General features: G+C 72.9%; 13 protein-coding genes and 2 pseudogenes. 6 read left to right on the top strand and 9 right to left on the bottom strand.

All coding sequences use genetic code 11. From position 1 onward, the window contains the following. Together ACFY3N_RS19815 and ACFY3N_RS19810 are read right to left on the bottom strand one after the other, a co-directional pair. A complete protein-coding gene (locus ACFY3N_RS19815; protein WP_390817983.1) occupies positions 1–1,017 on the bottom strand; it encodes a hemolysin family protein in 1,017 nt (338 codons plus the stop codon). Beyond that, complete coding sequence (locus ACFY3N_RS19810; protein WP_390817982.1) at positions 1,014–2,345, bottom strand: hemolysin family protein; 1,332 nt, start codon at positions 2,343–2,345, stop codon at positions 1,014–1,016. The genes ACFY3N_RS19815 and ACFY3N_RS19810 overlap by 4 nt, the downstream gene beginning before the upstream one ends. A gap of 545 nt (positions 2,346–2,890) precedes the next feature. Between ACFY3N_RS19810 and ACFY3N_RS19805 the strand changes: the two genes are divergently transcribed. The 4 genes from ACFY3N_RS19805 to ACFY3N_RS19790 all read left to right on the top strand — a co-directional run bounded on the left by ACFY3N_RS19805 (position 2,891) and on the right by ACFY3N_RS19790 (position 5,080). Next, complete coding sequence (locus ACFY3N_RS19805; RefSeq protein ID WP_390817981.1) at positions 2,891–3,109, top strand: hypothetical protein; 219 nt, start codon at positions 2,891–2,893, stop codon at positions 3,107–3,109. A 98-nt stretch (positions 3,110–3,207) separates the two neighbouring features. Next, positions 3,208–4,215 (top strand): sporulation protein, encoded by a 1,008-nt coding sequence (locus tag ACFY3N_RS19800; RefSeq protein WP_390817980.1) that lies wholly within the window; start codon positions 3,208–3,210, stop codon positions 4,213–4,215. Between the two features lie 73 nt (positions 4,216–4,288). Continuing rightward, positions 4,289–4,744: a tellurite resistance TerB family protein gene (locus tag ACFY3N_RS19795; RefSeq protein ID WP_390817979.1), complete on the top strand. Its 456-nt coding sequence runs from the start codon at positions 4,289–4,291 to the stop codon at positions 4,742–4,744. Positions 4,745–4,867: 123 nt separating this feature from the next. After that, positions 4,868–5,080, top strand: a complete 213-nt coding sequence (locus ACFY3N_RS19790) for a GlsB/YeaQ/YmgE family stress response membrane protein (protein WP_390817978.1) — start codon at positions 4,868–4,870, stop codon at positions 5,078–5,080. Between the two features lie 453 nt (positions 5,081–5,533). On the opposite strand, the gene ACFY3N_RS19785 is transcribed toward ACFY3N_RS19790, so the two are convergent. Further along, positions 5,534–6,127, bottom strand: a complete 594-nt coding sequence (locus tag ACFY3N_RS19785; RefSeq protein ID WP_390817977.1) for a hypothetical protein — start codon at positions 6,125–6,127, stop codon at positions 5,534–5,536. Positions 6,128–6,442: 315 nt separating this feature from the next. After that, positions 6,443–7,635 (bottom strand): annotated as a pseudogene (locus ACFY3N_RS19780) (Cmx/CmrA family chloramphenicol efflux MFS transporter). Positions 7,636–8,089: 454 nt separating this feature from the next. On the opposite strand from ACFY3N_RS19780, the gene uppS reads away from it, so the two are divergent. Beyond that, on the top strand, positions 8,090–8,887 hold the full coding sequence (uppS, locus tag ACFY3N_RS19775) for a polyprenyl diphosphate synthase (protein WP_390817976.1): 798 nt from the start codon (positions 8,090–8,092) through the stop codon (positions 8,885–8,887). 56 nt (positions 8,888–8,943) lie between these two features. Beyond that, a complete protein-coding gene (locus ACFY3N_RS19770) occupies positions 8,944–10,383 on the top strand; it encodes an oxygenase MpaB family protein (RefSeq protein ID WP_390818094.1) in 1,440 nt (479 codons plus the stop codon). A gap of 96 nt (positions 10,384–10,479) precedes the next feature. Here ACFY3N_RS19770 and ACFY3N_RS19765 read toward each other — a convergent pair whose 3' ends face one another. From ACFY3N_RS19765 to ACFY3N_RS19745, 5 genes and pseudogenes are all read right to left on the bottom strand, one after another. Continuing rightward, positions 10,480–12,630 (bottom strand): hypothetical protein, encoded by a 2,151-nt coding sequence (locus ACFY3N_RS19765; RefSeq protein WP_390817975.1) that lies wholly within the window; start codon positions 12,628–12,630, stop codon positions 10,480–10,482. An 802-nt stretch (positions 12,631–13,432) separates the two neighbouring features. Continuing rightward, positions 13,433–13,912 carry a MarR family winged helix-turn-helix transcriptional regulator gene (locus ACFY3N_RS19760; RefSeq protein ID WP_390817974.1) on the bottom strand — a complete coding sequence of 160 codons (480 nt, stop codon included), beginning with the start codon at positions 13,910–13,912 and terminating at the stop codon, positions 13,433–13,435. A gap of 9 nt (positions 13,913–13,921) precedes the next feature. After that, a pseudogene (locus tag ACFY3N_RS19755) lies at positions 13,922–14,509 on the bottom strand (alkene reductase); the annotation flags it as partial. A gap of 108 nt (positions 14,510–14,617) precedes the next feature. Beyond that, the gene (locus ACFY3N_RS19750) at positions 14,618–15,532 is read right to left on the bottom strand and encodes an NADP-dependent oxidoreductase (RefSeq protein ID WP_390817973.1); all 915 of its coding nucleotides are present in this window, start codon (positions 15,530–15,532) and stop codon (positions 14,618–14,620) included. A 232-nt stretch (positions 15,533–15,764) separates the two neighbouring features. Continuing rightward, positions 15,765–15,935, bottom strand: a complete 171-nt coding sequence (locus ACFY3N_RS19745) for a hypothetical protein (protein ID WP_390817972.1) — start codon at positions 15,933–15,935, stop codon at positions 15,765–15,767. Between the last annotated feature and the right edge of the window lie 50 nt (positions 15,936–15,985).

Raw genomic sequence — 15,985 nt, 5'->3', positions numbered from 1 at the left:
TCATGCGGCCGTTGAACCGACGAGTTCGGACAGGACGTCCTCCATGGTGACGAAGCCGAGCACGGTGCCCTTGTCGCCGGTGACAGCGGCGAGGTGGGTGCCGCCTGCCCGCATCGCGGTGAGGGCGTCGTCGAGCGGGGTGTCGATCCGTACGCGGGTCATGGGATGCAGAGCGGCGCGGGGGAAGGGCTTGTGCCGTTCGGGCACGCCGATGGCGTCCTTGATGTGCAGGTAGCCCATGATCATGCCGCCGGGGCCCAGGACGGGCATCCGGGAGTAGCCTGCGCCGGTCGCCGTCCTCTCCAGCTGGGCGGGGGTGATGCGGTGGTCGACCGTGCTCATCTTCGCCAGCGGGACCAGGACCTCGCCGACCGGGCGGGTGCCGAGCTCCAGGGCGTCGCGCAGTCGTTCGCCGTCGGCGGGGTCGAGCAGGCCGGCCTGGCTGGAGTCGGCGACGAGGCGGACGAGTTCGTCGTCGGTGAAGACGGACTCGACCTCGTCCTTGGGCTCGACCTTCAGCATGCGCAGCAGGGTGTTGGCGAAGGCGTTGATGCCGAAGACCACGGGGCGCAGGGCGCGGGTGAGCGCGACCAGCGGCGGGCCGAGGAACAGTGCCGTGGGCACCGGGGCGGCCAGGGCGATGTTCTTGGGCACCATCTCGCCGAAGAGCATGTGCAGGTAGGTCGCGAGCGTCAGGGCGATGACGAAGGCGATGGGGTGGATGAGGCCTTCGGGCACGCCGATGGCGTGGAACGGCGGCTCCAGCAGGTGGGCGATGGCCGGTTCGGCCACGGCGCCCAGGACCAGGGAGGAGACAGTGATGCCGAGCTGGGCGGTGGCCATCATCGCCGACAGGTGCTCCACCCCCCACAGCGTGGTCCGGGCGCGCTTGTTGCCGGCCTGGGCCCTGGGCTCGATCTGGCTGCGGCGTACCGAGATCAGGGCGAACTCGGCGCCGACGAAGAAGGCGTTGGTCAGCAGGGTCAGGGCGCCGACGAGCAGTTGGACGGTGGTCATCGGGTCATCTCCTGCTCGGCCGGCTCGGCCACGGGGGCGGTGAGGGTGAGGCGGTCGGCGCGGTGGTGGTCGACGTCGAGGACGGTGATGTCCCATCCGTCGACGTGCACGGTGTCTCCGGGCTTCGGGATGCGTTCGAGGAGGGTGGCGGTCAGGCCGGCGAGGGTTTCGTAGGGGCCGTCGGCGGCTTTCAGGCCGATCTCGGTGAGCCGGTCGGTGCGCGTGCTGCCGTCGGCCTGCCAGACCCGGCGCCCGTCCTTGGTGTCGGGCCACGGGAGCAGGTCGGGGACCTCGAGAGGATCGTGTTCGTCGCGGACCTCGCCGACGACCTCCTCGATGATGTCCTCGACAGTGGCGACACCTGCGGTACCGCCGTACTCGTCGATGACCACGGCCATGGTGCGCTCCGTGCGCAGCCGGGCCAGAAGGGTGTCGACGGGCAGGCTGTCGGGCACCCGCAGCGGCGGCGTCATCAGGTCGGTGACCTGCGTGCCTCCGCGCCTGTCCTCGTCCAGGGCGAGAACGTCGCGGATGTGGACGGTGCCGATGACCTCGTCCAGGCTGTCGCGGTAGACCGGGAACCGGGACAGGCCGGTGGCGTACGTGAGGTTCACCGCGTCCGCCGCGCTGGCATGGGCCTCGAGGGCCTTCACCTCCACCCGCGGGGTCATGACGTTCTCGGCCGTCAGCTCACCCAGGTGAAAGGTGCGCACGAACAACTCGGCAGAGTCCTTCTCCAGCGCGCCCTGGGCCGCGGAGTGCCGGGCCAGGGCCACCAGCTCCTCGGGGCTGCGGGCGTGGGCGAGTTCCTCGGCCGGCTCCAGGCCGAAGCGGCGCACGAACCGGTTCGCGGTGTTGTTCAGGTGCCCGATGAAGGGGCCGAAGACGGCGGTGAAGCCGCGCTGCGGGGTGGCGACGACCTTGGCCACGGCCAGCGGCCGGGAGATCGCCCAGTTCTTCGGCACCAGCTCACCGACGACCATCAACACCACCGTGGACACGGCGACACCCAGGACGGTGGCGATCGTGGAGGCCGCGGCCCCCAGACCGATCGCGGTCAGCGGGCCGCGCAGCAGCGCGGCCAGGGACGGCTCGGCGAGCATACCGATCACCAGCGAGGTGACGGTGATGCCCAGCTGGGCGCCGGAGAGCTGGAAGGTCAGCCGCTTGGCGGCCTTCAAGGCGCTGTCCGCGCCGCGTTCACCGGCCTGTGCGGCACGCTCCAGGTCGGCGCGCTCGACCGTGGTGAGGGAGAACTCGGCCGCGACGAACACCGCGCACGCGAGAGTCAGCGCCAGGGCGAGCAGGAGCAGCAGGAACTCGGTCACCGTGCCACCCCCGATTCGCAGCTCACTGTCGGGCGGGGTACGGCACGGCTCGTACTGGGAGGTTCACCCATTGCGGGTCTGCTGCTCCTTCATCACTCAACCGCCCCGGGCCGGGGCGGAACGTCTTCGTCGGGTGAGGGAATTTTCCCTCACCCCATGGTAAAGGACGGGTAAAGCCACCTCGCGACGGCCGGCCACGGCCCGTTTCCGGACTTTTGACGCCCCGGTGGCCCCGGAGGGACTCACGCCCCGCCGACCCACCTTATGCTTCTACAGTCGTGTAGAAAAAACGAGAGGGCGGCCTGGTTGTTCCCGGCTGCCCGCGGTGCACACATGCGGGAGGGAGGCGGTCAACGGTGAGGGGTCGACGGCCCTGTGCAGGACGAGCCACCGCTGCCGTCTGCCGCACCCGGCCGGGACATCCGACCGGGTCAGCGGTCCTTCGCCGGCACGACACCGACGTCGCCGCCTTCGGGCGTCGACGGTGCGGCCCCGCGGGGCCGCACACCACTGATTTCGCACGCTATCGGCCTGGGAGGGCATACGTGGCTTCGATCGATCTGGACAAGGTGCTGGACAGGACGTGGGCGGACAAGGGACTGAACGAGATCCTCGCCGCCCCCGTCTCGGCACTGAAGGGGGTGTCCGACCGTGACGGCGAGCTGCTGAAGGAGGCGTTCGGCGTCACCACCGTCGCCGAGCTCGCCGAACTGAAGTACGTCCGCTGGGCCCAGGCGCTGGCCGCGCTGGACACGGCGAAGTAGTCACCTCTCCGACCGCGTGGTGCCGCGGGGTCTCCCGGTGCGGGGACCCCGCGGCGCCGCACCCCGTAGATCTCGCACATGAAGGAGTGAACGCCGCGATGGTGTTCAAGAAGTTGCTCGGCTCGCTCGGTGTGGGCGGCCCCACCGTGGACACGGTCCTCGATCCCGGCGCCGTACGGCCCGGCGGCAGCCTGACGGGCCAAGTGCACCTGAAGGGCGGCAGCGCCGACTTCGACATCGAGCACATCACCCTGGAGCTGGTGGCCCGGGTCGAAGCCGAGCACGAGGACGGCGAAGTGGAAGGTGCGGCGGTCTTCGGCCGGTTCACCGTCGCCGGAGGCTTCCGCCTCGCCGAGGGCGAACAGCGCAGCGTGCCGTTCACGGTGGCGTTGCCGTGGGAGACGCCGATCACCGAGCTGTACGGGCAGGCGCTGGGCATCGTGCTCGGGGTGCGCACCGAGCTGGCGGTGGCCGGCGCGAAGGACAAGGGCGACCTCGACCCGCTCACCGTTGCCCCGCTGCCCGTGCAGGAAGCGGTCCTCGAAGCCCTCGGCAGGCTCGGCTTCGGCTTCACGTCCGCCGACCTGGAGTACGGGCACATCCGCGGCACCGGCCAGCAGCTGCCGTTCTACCAGGAGATCGAACTGGTTCCCGCCCCGCAGTACTCCCACGCCATGCGGGAGCTGGAGGTCACCTTCCTGGCCAACCCCGGCGGCATGGAAGTCGTCCTGGAGGCCGACAAGCCCGGTGGGTTCTTCTCCTCCGGCCACGACGTCGTCAACCGGCACGTCGTCAGCCACGACGGCGCCGACCAGCGCGACTGGACCACCGTCGTCGACGCCTGGATCCGCCAGCTGGTCGCCGACCACGGCCACCACAGCGCCCCCGCCCCCTACGGGCACGCAGACGCCCACGGCGCCCCCTACCCCCACGGCCACCACGATGACCACGGTGGCCACCGCTCCGGGCCCGGCATGGGCGCCGCCGTCGCCGCAGGCGCGGCCGGACTCGCCGTCGGCGTGGCCGGCGGCTTCGTCGCCGCCGAAGTCGTCGACGAGGTCGGCGACTTCTTCGAAGGCGACGACGAGGGCGCCGACGAAGCCTGACCCCCACCCATGACACAGGTGTCCGGGCCGGCCTGGCCCCGGTCCGGGCACCGCACAACGAAGGAGTTGCCCCGTGGCCCTGTGGGACCGCATCCGGGAATCCGCATCAACGATGCAGAGCCAGCTGACGGCGAAGAAGAACGACCTCACATCCGGCGCGTTCCGGGACGCCTCCATGGCGATGTGCGCGCTGGTGGCCGCCGCCGACGGCACCATCGACCCGGCCGAGCGCCGACGCGTGGCGCAGCTGATCGCCACCAACGAGGTGCTGCAGAACTTCGACGCCGACGACCTTCGGCGCCGGTTCGAGAACAACCTGGCCAAGCTGACGGCCGACTTCGACTTCGGCAAGGTCAGCGTCCTTCAGGAGGTCGCCAAGGCCAAGAAGAAGCCCGCCGAGGCCCGCGCCGTCATCCAGATCGGCATCGTCATCGGCGGCGCCGACGGCGACTTCGACAAGACGGAACAGGCCGTGGTCCGGGAGGCGTGCTTCACGCTCGCCCTGCCGCCGCACGAGTTCGACCTGTAGCCGTACACCACCGCCCGGGCGTGAGCGGAGGGCGGACAGCTGAACGGCGAAGGACTCCGGGAAAGGGACGGTACGGAGATCTCCGGCATCATCACCGCCATCGTCATCGGCGCCGTCATCGGCGTGCTGGGCCGGCTCGCCCTGCCCGGCCGCCGGCACACCGGCATCCTGTGGACCATCGCCGTCGGTGTCGTCGCCGCCCTGGTCGGCACCGCCATCGCCGCCGGAGCGGGTGTCGCCGACACCGACGGCATCGACTGGATCGAACTGGCCATCCGGATCGCGCTCGCCGCAGGCGGCGTCGCCGCCGTCGAACGCCTCAAGGGCCGCCGCTGACCACGGTCCCGCGTCCCGCGTCGGCCGTCCGGCATCCTGCCGGGCGGCTCGGGAACGGGCGGCGGCCGACCGCACCCTGCCCGTTCGGACCTGGCCCGGAAGCCTGGTTTCCGGAGTGTTCCCGCCGGGCGGGAGCAGCCGGGCGAGCATCGTGCGGGGCGTCCGGCGAAAGCCCTGGACGCGGGCGACGACGCCCAGGGCTGTGATCGTCACCACCGGTCCGATGTGGCCCCCGCCGATGTCCGTACCGGGCCCGCTGCCCCTGGTCATGAGGGTCCCCTGTCGGCGGTCACACCGTTGCGCGTACGGACAGACCCCGGTTCCCGCCAGTGGTGCCGGCGTCGTTCCCCCAGCGGGATCGGATGTCCGCCTCGCGTCGGGCCGCGCTCCGGCCCGGCGCGTCCGGCGGGCACGCGCGTGTTCCTCGGGCGCCCGGCTGGGAGCGGCGGGTGCTCAGCGGCCCTGGCGCGGGCGCCGGCGGTGGGCGCGCTGCGGAGAGCGGCGGGACCGTCGTGCGGGCGTGGCCAGGCCCTCGGCCTCGGTGGGGCCGGTGGCGGGTGAGGAGAAGCCGCCCGGCACGCTCGGCCGGGCAGCCGGCACCGCGCCGGCGGGTGGGGCGGTGGCGGGCTGGGCGGGGCGGCGCCGGGGCTGGGCGGCGCGGGCGACAACGGTGGTGTGCAGCAGGAGGGGGGCGCAGGCCTCGCAGACCTCCTCCACGTTCCAGACGCGGCCGACGGTGGCATCGTGGCGCAGGATGAGCAGGACGGCGCCCGCGCAGTGCGTCTTCGTGTCGGGGTGTGCCTCGCAGCTCTGGGAGCCGCAGTGGCACCAGGCGTGGGCGCGGACGGTGGCGGCCTTGGCGTGGGCGGCGGCGTGCCGGGCGGCGAACGCGCGCAGGGCCGCGAGGTCCTTGGAGCGGGACGGCATCCGGCAGGCGGGGGTGCTGCAGGAGACGGTGGCGGAGCGGTCGCTGTGTCCGGTGATCCGGACGGTCCAGGCCCGTCCGGGGACGCGCTCGGTGGGGGTTTGGCTGTAGGCGGTCGTCACGGCCGTCCGTTCTGCTGGGTCGATGCTGTCGGTCCACTATGGGATACCCACCCGCGGGCCGCGCAGTATTTTCCTGCCGGAAGCGGCGCGGGCGCGGGACGGTGAACCGGCCGGCCGCTCACCACTTCGAGGGGCGCTTTCCAGGACCGCCGCGTCCGGATGGTCGATGAATGGTCGATGAGGTGCGGCAGGATCGGTTACCGGTGCTCAGTGACGGTACACGGCTGTCGCGGTTTCGACGAGGGGCCGGATCAGCGGGTCGGTGTCGCCTTCGTTCCGGAGCGCGACCGTCCGGGCCCGCTCCTCTTCACGGGTTCAGGTGCGGGCGTGGAGGACGCCGGCCTCGGCGCCTCGGCCGGCCGCGACGGCGGTGCGGAGGGGGAACGCGATGAGCAGCGCGACAGCGACCAGGATCCCGCTCGCCCATGGTGGCCCGAGGTTCCCGGCCCTGGTGTCGAGCGTGGCCGCGGCGATGAGGGGGCCGGCGGCGGCGCCGACGTTGAGTGCGGCGGTCGCGTAGGAGCCGGCCATCGTGGGGGCTCCTGCCGCCTCGTAGAGGACCCGTGTGATCAGCGTGCTGCCCAGCGCGAACGACAGCGCGCCCTGGACGAGGACGAGGGCGAGCAGAGGGACCGGCCTGCCGGCCAGTACGGCCAGGGCCGGCCAGCCGATGAGCAGCAGCGGACCGCCGACCGTGAGAACCAGGGCGGGGCGCTCGTCGGACAGCCGTCCGGCAACGGTGACACCCATGAAGGAACCGGCGCCGAAGAACACCAGAGCGACAGGGATCCACAACTCGCCCAGCCCGGCGGTGTCGGTCACCAGGGGGGCGAGGAAGGTGAGGCTTGCGAAGGTCGCCGCGTTCACCAGCGCACCGAGCAGCATCACCAGGAGCAGCCGCGGCCTTGCGAGTTGGGCGAGCTCCGTTCGCAGGGCCGGCCCGCCGGTCGCCCCTTCCTTCACACGTCCTGCCGGGATCCCCCTCAGGATGCCGAGAGCCGCGGGCAGGCAGAGAGCGGCGACGGCCCAGAACGTGGCCCGCCAGCCGAGCAGCGTGCCGAGTACCGCCCCACCGGGGACACCGGCGATCGTGGCCACCGTCGTGCCCGACAGCAGCACGGCCAGCGCACGTCCCTTCCTGCCGGGCGGGACCAGCGCTGCGGCGGCCGTCAGAGCGACGGCGAGGAACGCCGCGTTCGCGAGCGCGGCGACGACCCGGGTGGCGAACAGGACGGGGAAGCTCGTGGTGACGGCGCCCACGGCGTGAGCTGCCGCGAACACGAGGATGAAGCCGAGAAGGCTGGAACGACTGGGCCGGCTGCGGGCAAGCGCGGCCGCCAGGGGGCCCCGACGGCCATGCCGACCGCGAAGGCCGGGGTGAGCGTGCCCGCTGTCCCGACGGTGACGTCGAGACCTGAGGCGATGTCCGGCAGGAGGCCGGCGAGCATGAACTCCGAGGTGCCCATGGCGAAGACGGCCAGGGCGAGCAGGTACAGCGGGAGAGGCATCGAGTGGCTCCGGGGTGAGGAGAAGCACGAGAAGGTCATCCCGTCACCGCGGCCAGCCCCGAGCGCGCACTCGTCCCACCGCGGAGTGCGGCGCGACGGCAGGGCTACGGATTCAGGGGGCTGACGGCGTGACCGAAAGCCCCCACCGTGTCCGACTCAGGACTCGACATGGCCCGCACACTATCCGACCGGTGCCCGTCGAGGCACCTGGGTTTGACCGGGATCGGCCCATGCCGCCGGCGCCGTCTCCCGCACCGGCCCTGCCGCGCCGCCGGCGCCTTCACCGTTCCGACCCGCACATACGCACCAAGGGTGAATTCACGGGATGTGCGGACTGCGCGGCGCCGAACGCTGTCAGTCTGCCGTTGATGACCGTAAGACGGTGGCGGCGCCACTGGACGATGCCTCCTCCACCGCGGGACGGCATCCGTGTGGGTCGCTGAGAGGGGCGGGCGTGACAGCGGAGCAGTCCACGACCGAACGGCCCGCTTCCCGTCCCGCTGCCGCCGAGGGCACGGCGCCGCCGGGGCCGCGTGAGGTACCGCGCCACGTCGCGTGCGTGATGGACGGAAACGGCCGGTGGGCAGCAGAGCGATCGCTCCCACGAACGTCCGGTCACCGTGCCGCGGAGGCAACGGTGATCGACGTCATCGAAGCGGCGCGGGCAGCCGGAGTGGGCTGGCTGAGTCTGTTCGCGTTCTCCACCGAGAACTGGCGCCGCCCGGACACCGAGATCGAATTCCTCATGCACCTGGTGCGCCGGGTGATACGCAAGCACGCCCCGTTGCTGCACGCGCGGGGCATCCGCTGCCGCTTCCTCGGCATGACCGATCCCCGCATCCCTCCTGGACTGGCCCGGGACATCGCCGACCTGACGACGCTGACCGGCCGGAACCGGCAGATGACGCTGACCGTCGCCTTCGATCACGGCGGCCGCAGGGACGTCGTGGAGGCCGCACGGTCACTGATCCGCAGCGGCGTGCCGCCCGAGGCCGTGACCGAGGAGAGCTTCGCCGCTCACCTGCCCTTTCCCGACACCCCCGACGTCGACCTGGTCATCCGCACCTCCGGCGAACAGCGCATCTCCAACTTCATGCTCTGGCAGGTCGCCTACGCCGAATGGGTCTTCCCGCCGACGCTGTGGCCCGACTTCCGCGCACCCGACTTCCTCACGTGCCTGCACGCCTACCGGCAGCGCGAGCGCCGCTTCGGCGGCGTACTGCCGAACCAGAACGGAGAAACCCGAGGGTGACGACCGCAGACAGCCCCCAGTCCCCCACCGCCGGTGCCGGTGCGGGGGACCACGGAATCGGGGACCGCGACTTCGAGGGAGAGCCCCTGTTCGGTCCCGGCTCACGGTTCCACACGCTCTTCAACGACCCGCGCTGGGCACTGGCCATGATTCGGGCGACCGTGCTCGAGGCCGCGCACCCGCAGATCGGCGCCGCCCTGATGGAGAACTCCACCTTCGTCGTCCATCCCTGGCGGCGACTGGGCAACACCTTCATGAGCCTGCGGCGGATGTTCGGTGCCGACGACCACGTGCGGCAGAGGGAGGCGACCCGGCTCAACCGCATGCACGCACGGCTGCACGGCACCGACGCACGGGACCGGCCCTACGACGCGATGGACCCGGCTGTGCGTGCCTGGGTGGTGGCGACCATGTTCGAAAGCGCCGTCACCATGTGCCGGCTCAGCGGACAGCCCCTCGAACGGAAGACCATGGAGCGGCTGTACGCCGAGTTCCAGGCCTTCCTGGCCGCGATGGGCGACGAAGCCGGCCATCTGCCTCCCGTCCTGGACGAGTTCTGGCCCTACTACGACCGGGTGGTCGCGGAGGAGCTGGAGAACACCGAGGCGATGCGGATCATCCTGTACAAGCTCTTCGACCACCTCCCCGCGCCGCCCGTGCTGAACGGCTTTCCCGCGCTGTGGGCGACCGGCCGGGCCGTCGCCGGCCCTCTCATCGGGGCGATCACCGTGGCCTCCCTGCCGGAGCCATTCCGGCGACGGGCCGGTCTGCCCGAGATCGTGGGAGTCCGGACCCTGATGCAGGGTGCGTACCTGGCGGCCGGTCTGGCCCGGTTCCTGCCCGAAGGGTGGATCCAGGCCGAGAGCATCGCCGAGATGGTGACGCTCTCCCCCGACAGCGACGATCCCCGCGCGAGGACGATCACCGCCCTGCGGGACCGGATGAAGCAGGCCGGCGCCCTCATGCGCCTCGTCGTCCCGCTCCCCCCGGAACCGGAACCCGCCGCGGCCACCACGGGGCAGCGCAGCGCGGAGGAGTTCTTCACCGAGGTCCTCGACCAGACCGGCGACGGATACCTGGACTGGCCCGACCTCGCCGCCATGGCCCGCGAGCTCGCCGGCCGTCTCGACCTGGACGAGCCCGGGGAGACCCGGCTCTACAACGCCTACGCCGACTGGTGGCGCGAACTGCAGGCGGCCCTCGACACCGACGGCGACGGCCGCGTCAGCGCCCGCGAGTACGCCGCCGCCGTCCCGTCGCTCGCCGGTCCCGCGCTGATCAGGGTCGCCGAAGTCCTGTTCCAGGTGACCGACAGGGACGGCGACCAGAGCATCGACGCGGACGAGTACCGGGCCCTGTTCCGGACCGGGTTCCACCGCGACATCACCAGTGCCGGCGAGACGTACGGCCGCAGCGCCTTCATCAACGACTTCCTGTCCTTCATGTCCGCACGCCGGCGCACCACCCCCTACGACCCCCTCCTCGCCGAAGGATGACCGCCCGCGGCCGAAGACGGCACCTCCCGGCACGGGCAGGACCGCCGGCGCGGCGAGCCTGGTCCCCCACCGCCTCTTCGCCGGGTTCCCCGACCGTCACGGCCTCCGGACCCGCCTCAAGCGCCGGGGCGGGCTTCGGACCCGGCCGTCTTCGGCCGGCTGTCGTCCCCGGACGGCGGACGCCCGGCAGTCCGGTGTGATCGGCCCCATCCAGCGGGACTGGGCGGCCAGGACGCGCAGCGCGTCGCGGTCGCGGTCCGCGAGCAGCCGGTCGAGGACGGCGCGTGGTGTGCGGTCGTGGCGCAGCAGGTACGCGGCGAGCAGCCAGGGCCCGTCCGGGCCGAGCCGGGGCAGCACGGCGTCGACCACCTCGGCGTCGGCGAGGCAGAGCAGGGTGCCCTCCGGCCAGGCCCACAGGTGGTCGCCGTGCTCCAGCAGCTCGATCGCCTCGTCGGGGGTGCCCGGCCCGGCCCTGCCGATGGACGTTCCCGCGCTCACCGCCGGGCCCGTACCGGAGCGCGCGCGCTCCAGCAACTCCGCCCAGGTCAGCCCCTCCGAAGCGGCTTCGGACGCCGTCACGGTCGCGGCCAGGCGGAGCCAGGCATCGGGGTCGGTGCCGAGTTCGGCGCGCAGCCGACGGGAGAGCGCGGCCCGCCACGCCTCGGCGAACGCGAGCCGCCGCCAGTCGTGGGGCAGCAGGAGCAGGCGCCGGGCGGGCAGCAGGGTGAGCAGTTCGTCTGCGGGCACCACGCCCTGTACGTAGGCGCGCTCGGTGTGCTGCGCGCCGGATCCGTACGTCTCGGGGAGTTGCGCACGCGCCTGTGCGAGGCTGGGCGCCTCATGCGCGAAACCGTTTTCGGACGCGGGGATGCCGTGGGCGGCGCAGGCGGCGGCGAACCAGCGGGGCGTGGCGAGGGCGGGCGCGGTCGCCGGTTCGTACTCGGCCAACGCGCGCAGCACCTCGGGATCCTCCGGCCGGGGCGCACCGTCCGGGGCGAGGGAGTACAACAGGTCGAGCGCAGCCAGAGCCTGCACACGCTCGGGCCTGCGGAGCGTTGGCCCGGACGGGGGCGTCGACGCCGGCGGTTCGGGTTCGGTGGCTGCCTCAGCCGTGGCCTCGTCCGTGTCGGCGGCCGGTTCTCCGACCGTTTCCCGGTGCCCGGTCGGCAGCGCGTTGAGCGCCGTGCCGGCCTGTGCCCGCTCACCCGGACCCGGGGACGGCCGGGGCGGTGTCACCGCGGCCGGCGGTTCGGCCTCGGCGGCAGTCCCGTGCGGAGCCTTCCCCGCCTCGGCGATCAGCTCCGTGACGGTTCCACCGTGTCCGGGCAGCAGGGCATCGAGCGCCGCCCAGGCCCGCGTCCGCTCTCCCAGATGCGCCTGTGTCAAGGAGTGCAGGCCGGCGACCGCAGCCGTGCCCAGCAGATCCCGTTCGGCGAGGCGGGCGAGTGCGGCCAGGGCGTGGGCCGTGGCGAGGGCGTCGAGGTCATGGGCGTACGGCTCGGACAGCAGGTCGCGCAGGGAGCTGGTACCCCGGGCGGTGGCGAGCAGCGCGGGCAGCCGGGCGGGGTCCTCGTACGGCTCGCCCTGCGCGCGCAGTCGGCGCGGCCCGTCGCCGTCCGGGGCGGCCAGGGCCTCGGTGACCGTGTCCACGACGGCCCGGCTCAGCCAGGCGGTTGCGGCGGGGTCGTCGAGCAGGGCGCGTACGGCGTCCGGGCCGGTCCGCTCCCAGATCCTCAGCAGGGCGTACCGCTGGGCGACTTGGCGCACGCCCCACCGCAGTGCCGGAACCACGAGTTGCGGGTCGCCCGAGCCGAGCAGCGGGGCGAGCCAGGTCCGCGGGGCCCGGCCGTGCGGCGCCGTCAGCTCGGCGCGCAGCGCGTCGTCGAGCGGAACGGTGTCGAGCCGCTCCGCAATGGTGCGGCGCAGGGACTGGGTGGTGCGCGGATTGCGGTAGACGGCCGCGGCGACCTGGGCGTCGCCGACCGCGGCCAGCCGGGCCAGGATCCGGGTGTCGAGCCGGGGATGGCGGGCCAGGGCTGCCCGGGTGCGGATGTCGCCGTGGTCGATGACGGCGGCGACCAGGGCGGGCGCCGGCGGTGTCCCGCCGGCCAACAGTTCTGCCGTCACCCGCTCGGGCAGGGCGGCGAGTGCGGCCGCGGCGTGCCGCGGCTCCGTGTGTTCGAGGAGCAGGCCGAGCGTGCGGTGGACGCTGCGGGGCGCGGGCGGACGGAGCGTGTCGTCGGACACCGGGGCGCCGGCGGCGCGGCGAGCAGTTCGGGCAGAGTGCCACGGTGCCCGGCCAGCGCGTCGTGCAGCCCGCACCAGCGGGCCGCGTCCGCACCGAGGTGGCGCCCCGTCAGCTCCCGGAGGTACGCGGCGGTGCCGTCGTCGGCTCCCCCCGCGGCGGCGACCTCGGCCGCCACCGAGCGCGCGGGCCGCGCCCGCTCCACCGCCCTCAGCGCGGCACCGCTGCACAGGTCCGCGCTCTCCGCGTCCGGACCGACCCGGACCGTCTCGCGCAGTAGTCGCTCTGCCGTCCCCACCTGCGTCTTCGTCATGCTAGACACGGCTCCGGCCCTCCCGGTCGGCACCGGCACCGGCCTCGTCCGGCCCGCCGCTGTCTCGACCGCCTTCACAGGCTGCCGGCGGGCGGGCGTCCGGCCGAGTCCGCTGCAGCCTCCGGCTCCCTGGCCGTGGTGGCCGATGCCCCCCCTGCTTCACCGGTGCCTTGTGCCCGCGCACCGGACATCTGCCGCGATCCACCGAACCCCCTCGACATCCCCTTGTACGCAGAAGAGCGAACGGTAAAGGAAGAGCAGAGGGCGGTCGGCGGAGGGTTCAGGTGCTCAGCCGGTGGGTGGTTCCTTTCAGGCGGAGCGGAGCATCGGCCGGGCCCTGAACGGCGTTGTCGCGTCGTTGGATGCATGACGGCCCGATGGTGCGCCGCGGTATGCGGGCCCGTGAGCCGGAGCTGTGGACAGCCTGCCGACCGGGATCGGCGCGTGAGACCCGCGGCTCACCACCTCCCGCAGAACCACACAGGGATCGGTTACCCGTTCGGCGGGGGCCGGCGGCCGTACTTCTTGATCGACTGCTCGATGGCGTACGCGGTCCTGGTGAACGTCTCGATCTGCTCCGTCGTCAGGTCCTGTACGGAGAGCTCCTCCAGGGCGCGCCACATGTCGGCGATGGGCTCGCGCAGGGCGCGGCCTGCGTCGGTGAGCCGGACCACCATGACCCGCCGGTCGTGTTCGGCCGGTTCCCGGGTGAGCAGTCCGGCGTCCTGCATGCGGCGCAGCGACTTGGAGACGGTGGAATGGTCGAGTCCGACGCTGTCCAGCAGTTCGGACTGGGTCTGGCCGTCGCGGTCGAAGAGCTGCATCAGCAGCAGCTCCTGTCCCGGGTGCAGGTTCATCGCGCGGAGCATGGCGGCGGCGTGACCGCGGTGGGCGCGGGCGAGCTGGAAGACGGCGTAGCTGAGGCGTCCGTCGCGCGCCGTGCCGGGGGTTCTGGAGGCGGGGTCGGTCATCGCTTCTCCTCAGGCGTCGTGGCGGGTGGGGCAGTCGGTGTACCCGGTCCCGCCGCCGCTGTAGAAGGTGGCCGGGTCGGGGGTGTTCAGCGGCGCTCCGGAGCGTACCCGTTCGACCAGGTCGGGGTTGACCAGCGCCGGCGCGCCGGCGGAGACGACGTCGGCCCGGCCGTCGGCGACGTCCTTGGCACGCGCGGCCGGGTCGGCGCCCGCGCGGTTCAGCACGAGCGCTCCCGGCCACAGCGGCCGAAGGGTGTCCAGGAGTTGCTCGTCGCCGGTGTGGACCAGGTGCAGGTAGGCCGGGTCCAGCGGTGCGAGGGCGCGCACCGGCGCCGGGTACAGCTCGTGCGTGTCGTCCTCGCGGATGTCGTTGTACGGGTTGCCGGGGGACAGCCGGATGCCGGTGCGGCCGGCGCCGATCTCGTCGGCGACGGCCGCGGCGACCTCGACGGCGAAGCGGATGCGGCCCTCGACCGGGCCGCCGTAGCGGTCGGTGCGCTCATTGGCGTTGCTGGAGAGGAACTGGTGGACGAGGTAGCCGTTGGCGCCGTGGATCTCCACGCCGTCCGCGCCGGCCTCGACCGCACAGGCGGCGGCGCGGCGGTAGCCCTTCGGCGCGGGAGGATACGGGCGGGAGGCGGGACGGGTGCGGGCCGGTCGGAGGCGGTCGGCCGGGCCGGGACCGGTCCCGGCCCGGCAGGAGGGTCAGTCGACGGTGAGGACGCGCTTTCCGCGGCCGTGGCCGGCGTCGATGGCCTGCTGTGCCTCGGCCGCGTCGGCGAGCGGATGGACCGCGCCGACCGTGATCACCAGCGCGCCCTCGGCGGCCTGCTGGGCCAGTTCGGCCAGTCGGGCGGCCGAGCGGCGCTGCGGGCCCTCGGCGAAGACGACGCCGAGTTCACCGGCCCGGAAGTCGGCGGTGGTGACGATCCGGTCGGTGCCGCCGCGCAGGACGATGGAGTCCTCCAGCGCGCCCTTGCCCGCGGCGTCGAAGACGGCGTCCACGCCCTTCGGGGCGACCGCGCGGACCCGCTCGACCAGACCCTGTCCGTAGACCAGCGCGGTGGCGCCGAGAGACGTCACGTAACTCTGGTTGGCCGGGCCGGCGGTGCCGATGACGCGGGCGCCGCGTGCGACGGCGAGCTGCACGGCGACGGTGCCGAGCGCACCGGAGGCACCGTGGATCAGCAGGGTCTCACCGGCCTTGACATCGAGCAGGTCCAGGACCCGGTCGGCGCCGTCGCTCGCCACCGGCAGCGCGGCCGCGTGCGTCCAGTCCAGGCCGGCCGGCTTGGGGGCGAGGACGGCCGCGGTGGCCAGTGCGTACTGGGCGTAGGCGCCGGTGTCGGACCAGCCCAGGACCTCGTCCCCCACCTTCAGCCGGTCGACGCCTTCGCCGAGGGCGTCGACGACCCCGGCGATCTCCCCGCCGGGGATGGCGGGCAGTGTGGTGGGAAAGATGGCCTGCATGATCCCGGAGCGGATCTTGCCGTCCACCGGGTTGACGCCGACCGCCCGGACGCGGACGCGCACCTGGCCGGGACCGGGCTCGGGGATCTCGGTCTCCGCTTCGCGCAGGACCTCGGTGCCGCCGAACGCGTCGAAAACGATGGCCTTCATGACTGCTGTCTCCCTTGATGGACCGAGCCGGCGACCCACGTTATGTGGCCGACCACGTAAACGTAGCACCGTTTATGTGGCTAGCCAAGTATTAGGGGGGCGGCGGTACGCGACTCGGTGTGCGGAGCCCCGGGCCGCCGGTGCGGCTCGTCAGCCGGGCACAGGCCCGCAGTGTCCACAGAACCGCTTTCTCGCGTTTCTCGCACAGGACGAAGAAGGGTGCCGGCCCCGGTCACGGGAGGGCACCCCGCCGGAAGCCGTCCGTCGAGGTGCGGCAGCGCTGCGGCACCCTGATGCGGTCCGGCGTCTCCCTGCGGAACGAGGTGACCGGTCCGCGGCGGCAGCCGAAGGACACCGGGCTGGAGCCGCGGACTGCCGCCTTCTCCCGGAGGAGCGGCTTCATGCCGTTGAAGAGCTTCTCCGCGAGGGCACTTTCGGGGTGTCCCCCGTGGA

This window comes from Streptomyces sp. NPDC000348, from assembly GCF_042898795.1.
Taxonomy (GTDB): Bacteria; Actinomycetota; Actinomycetes; order Streptomycetales; family Streptomycetaceae; genus Streptomyces.
The sequence above is the reverse complement of the archived record's forward strand: the minus strand, read 5'-3'. Positions and strand labels throughout refer to the sequence as shown.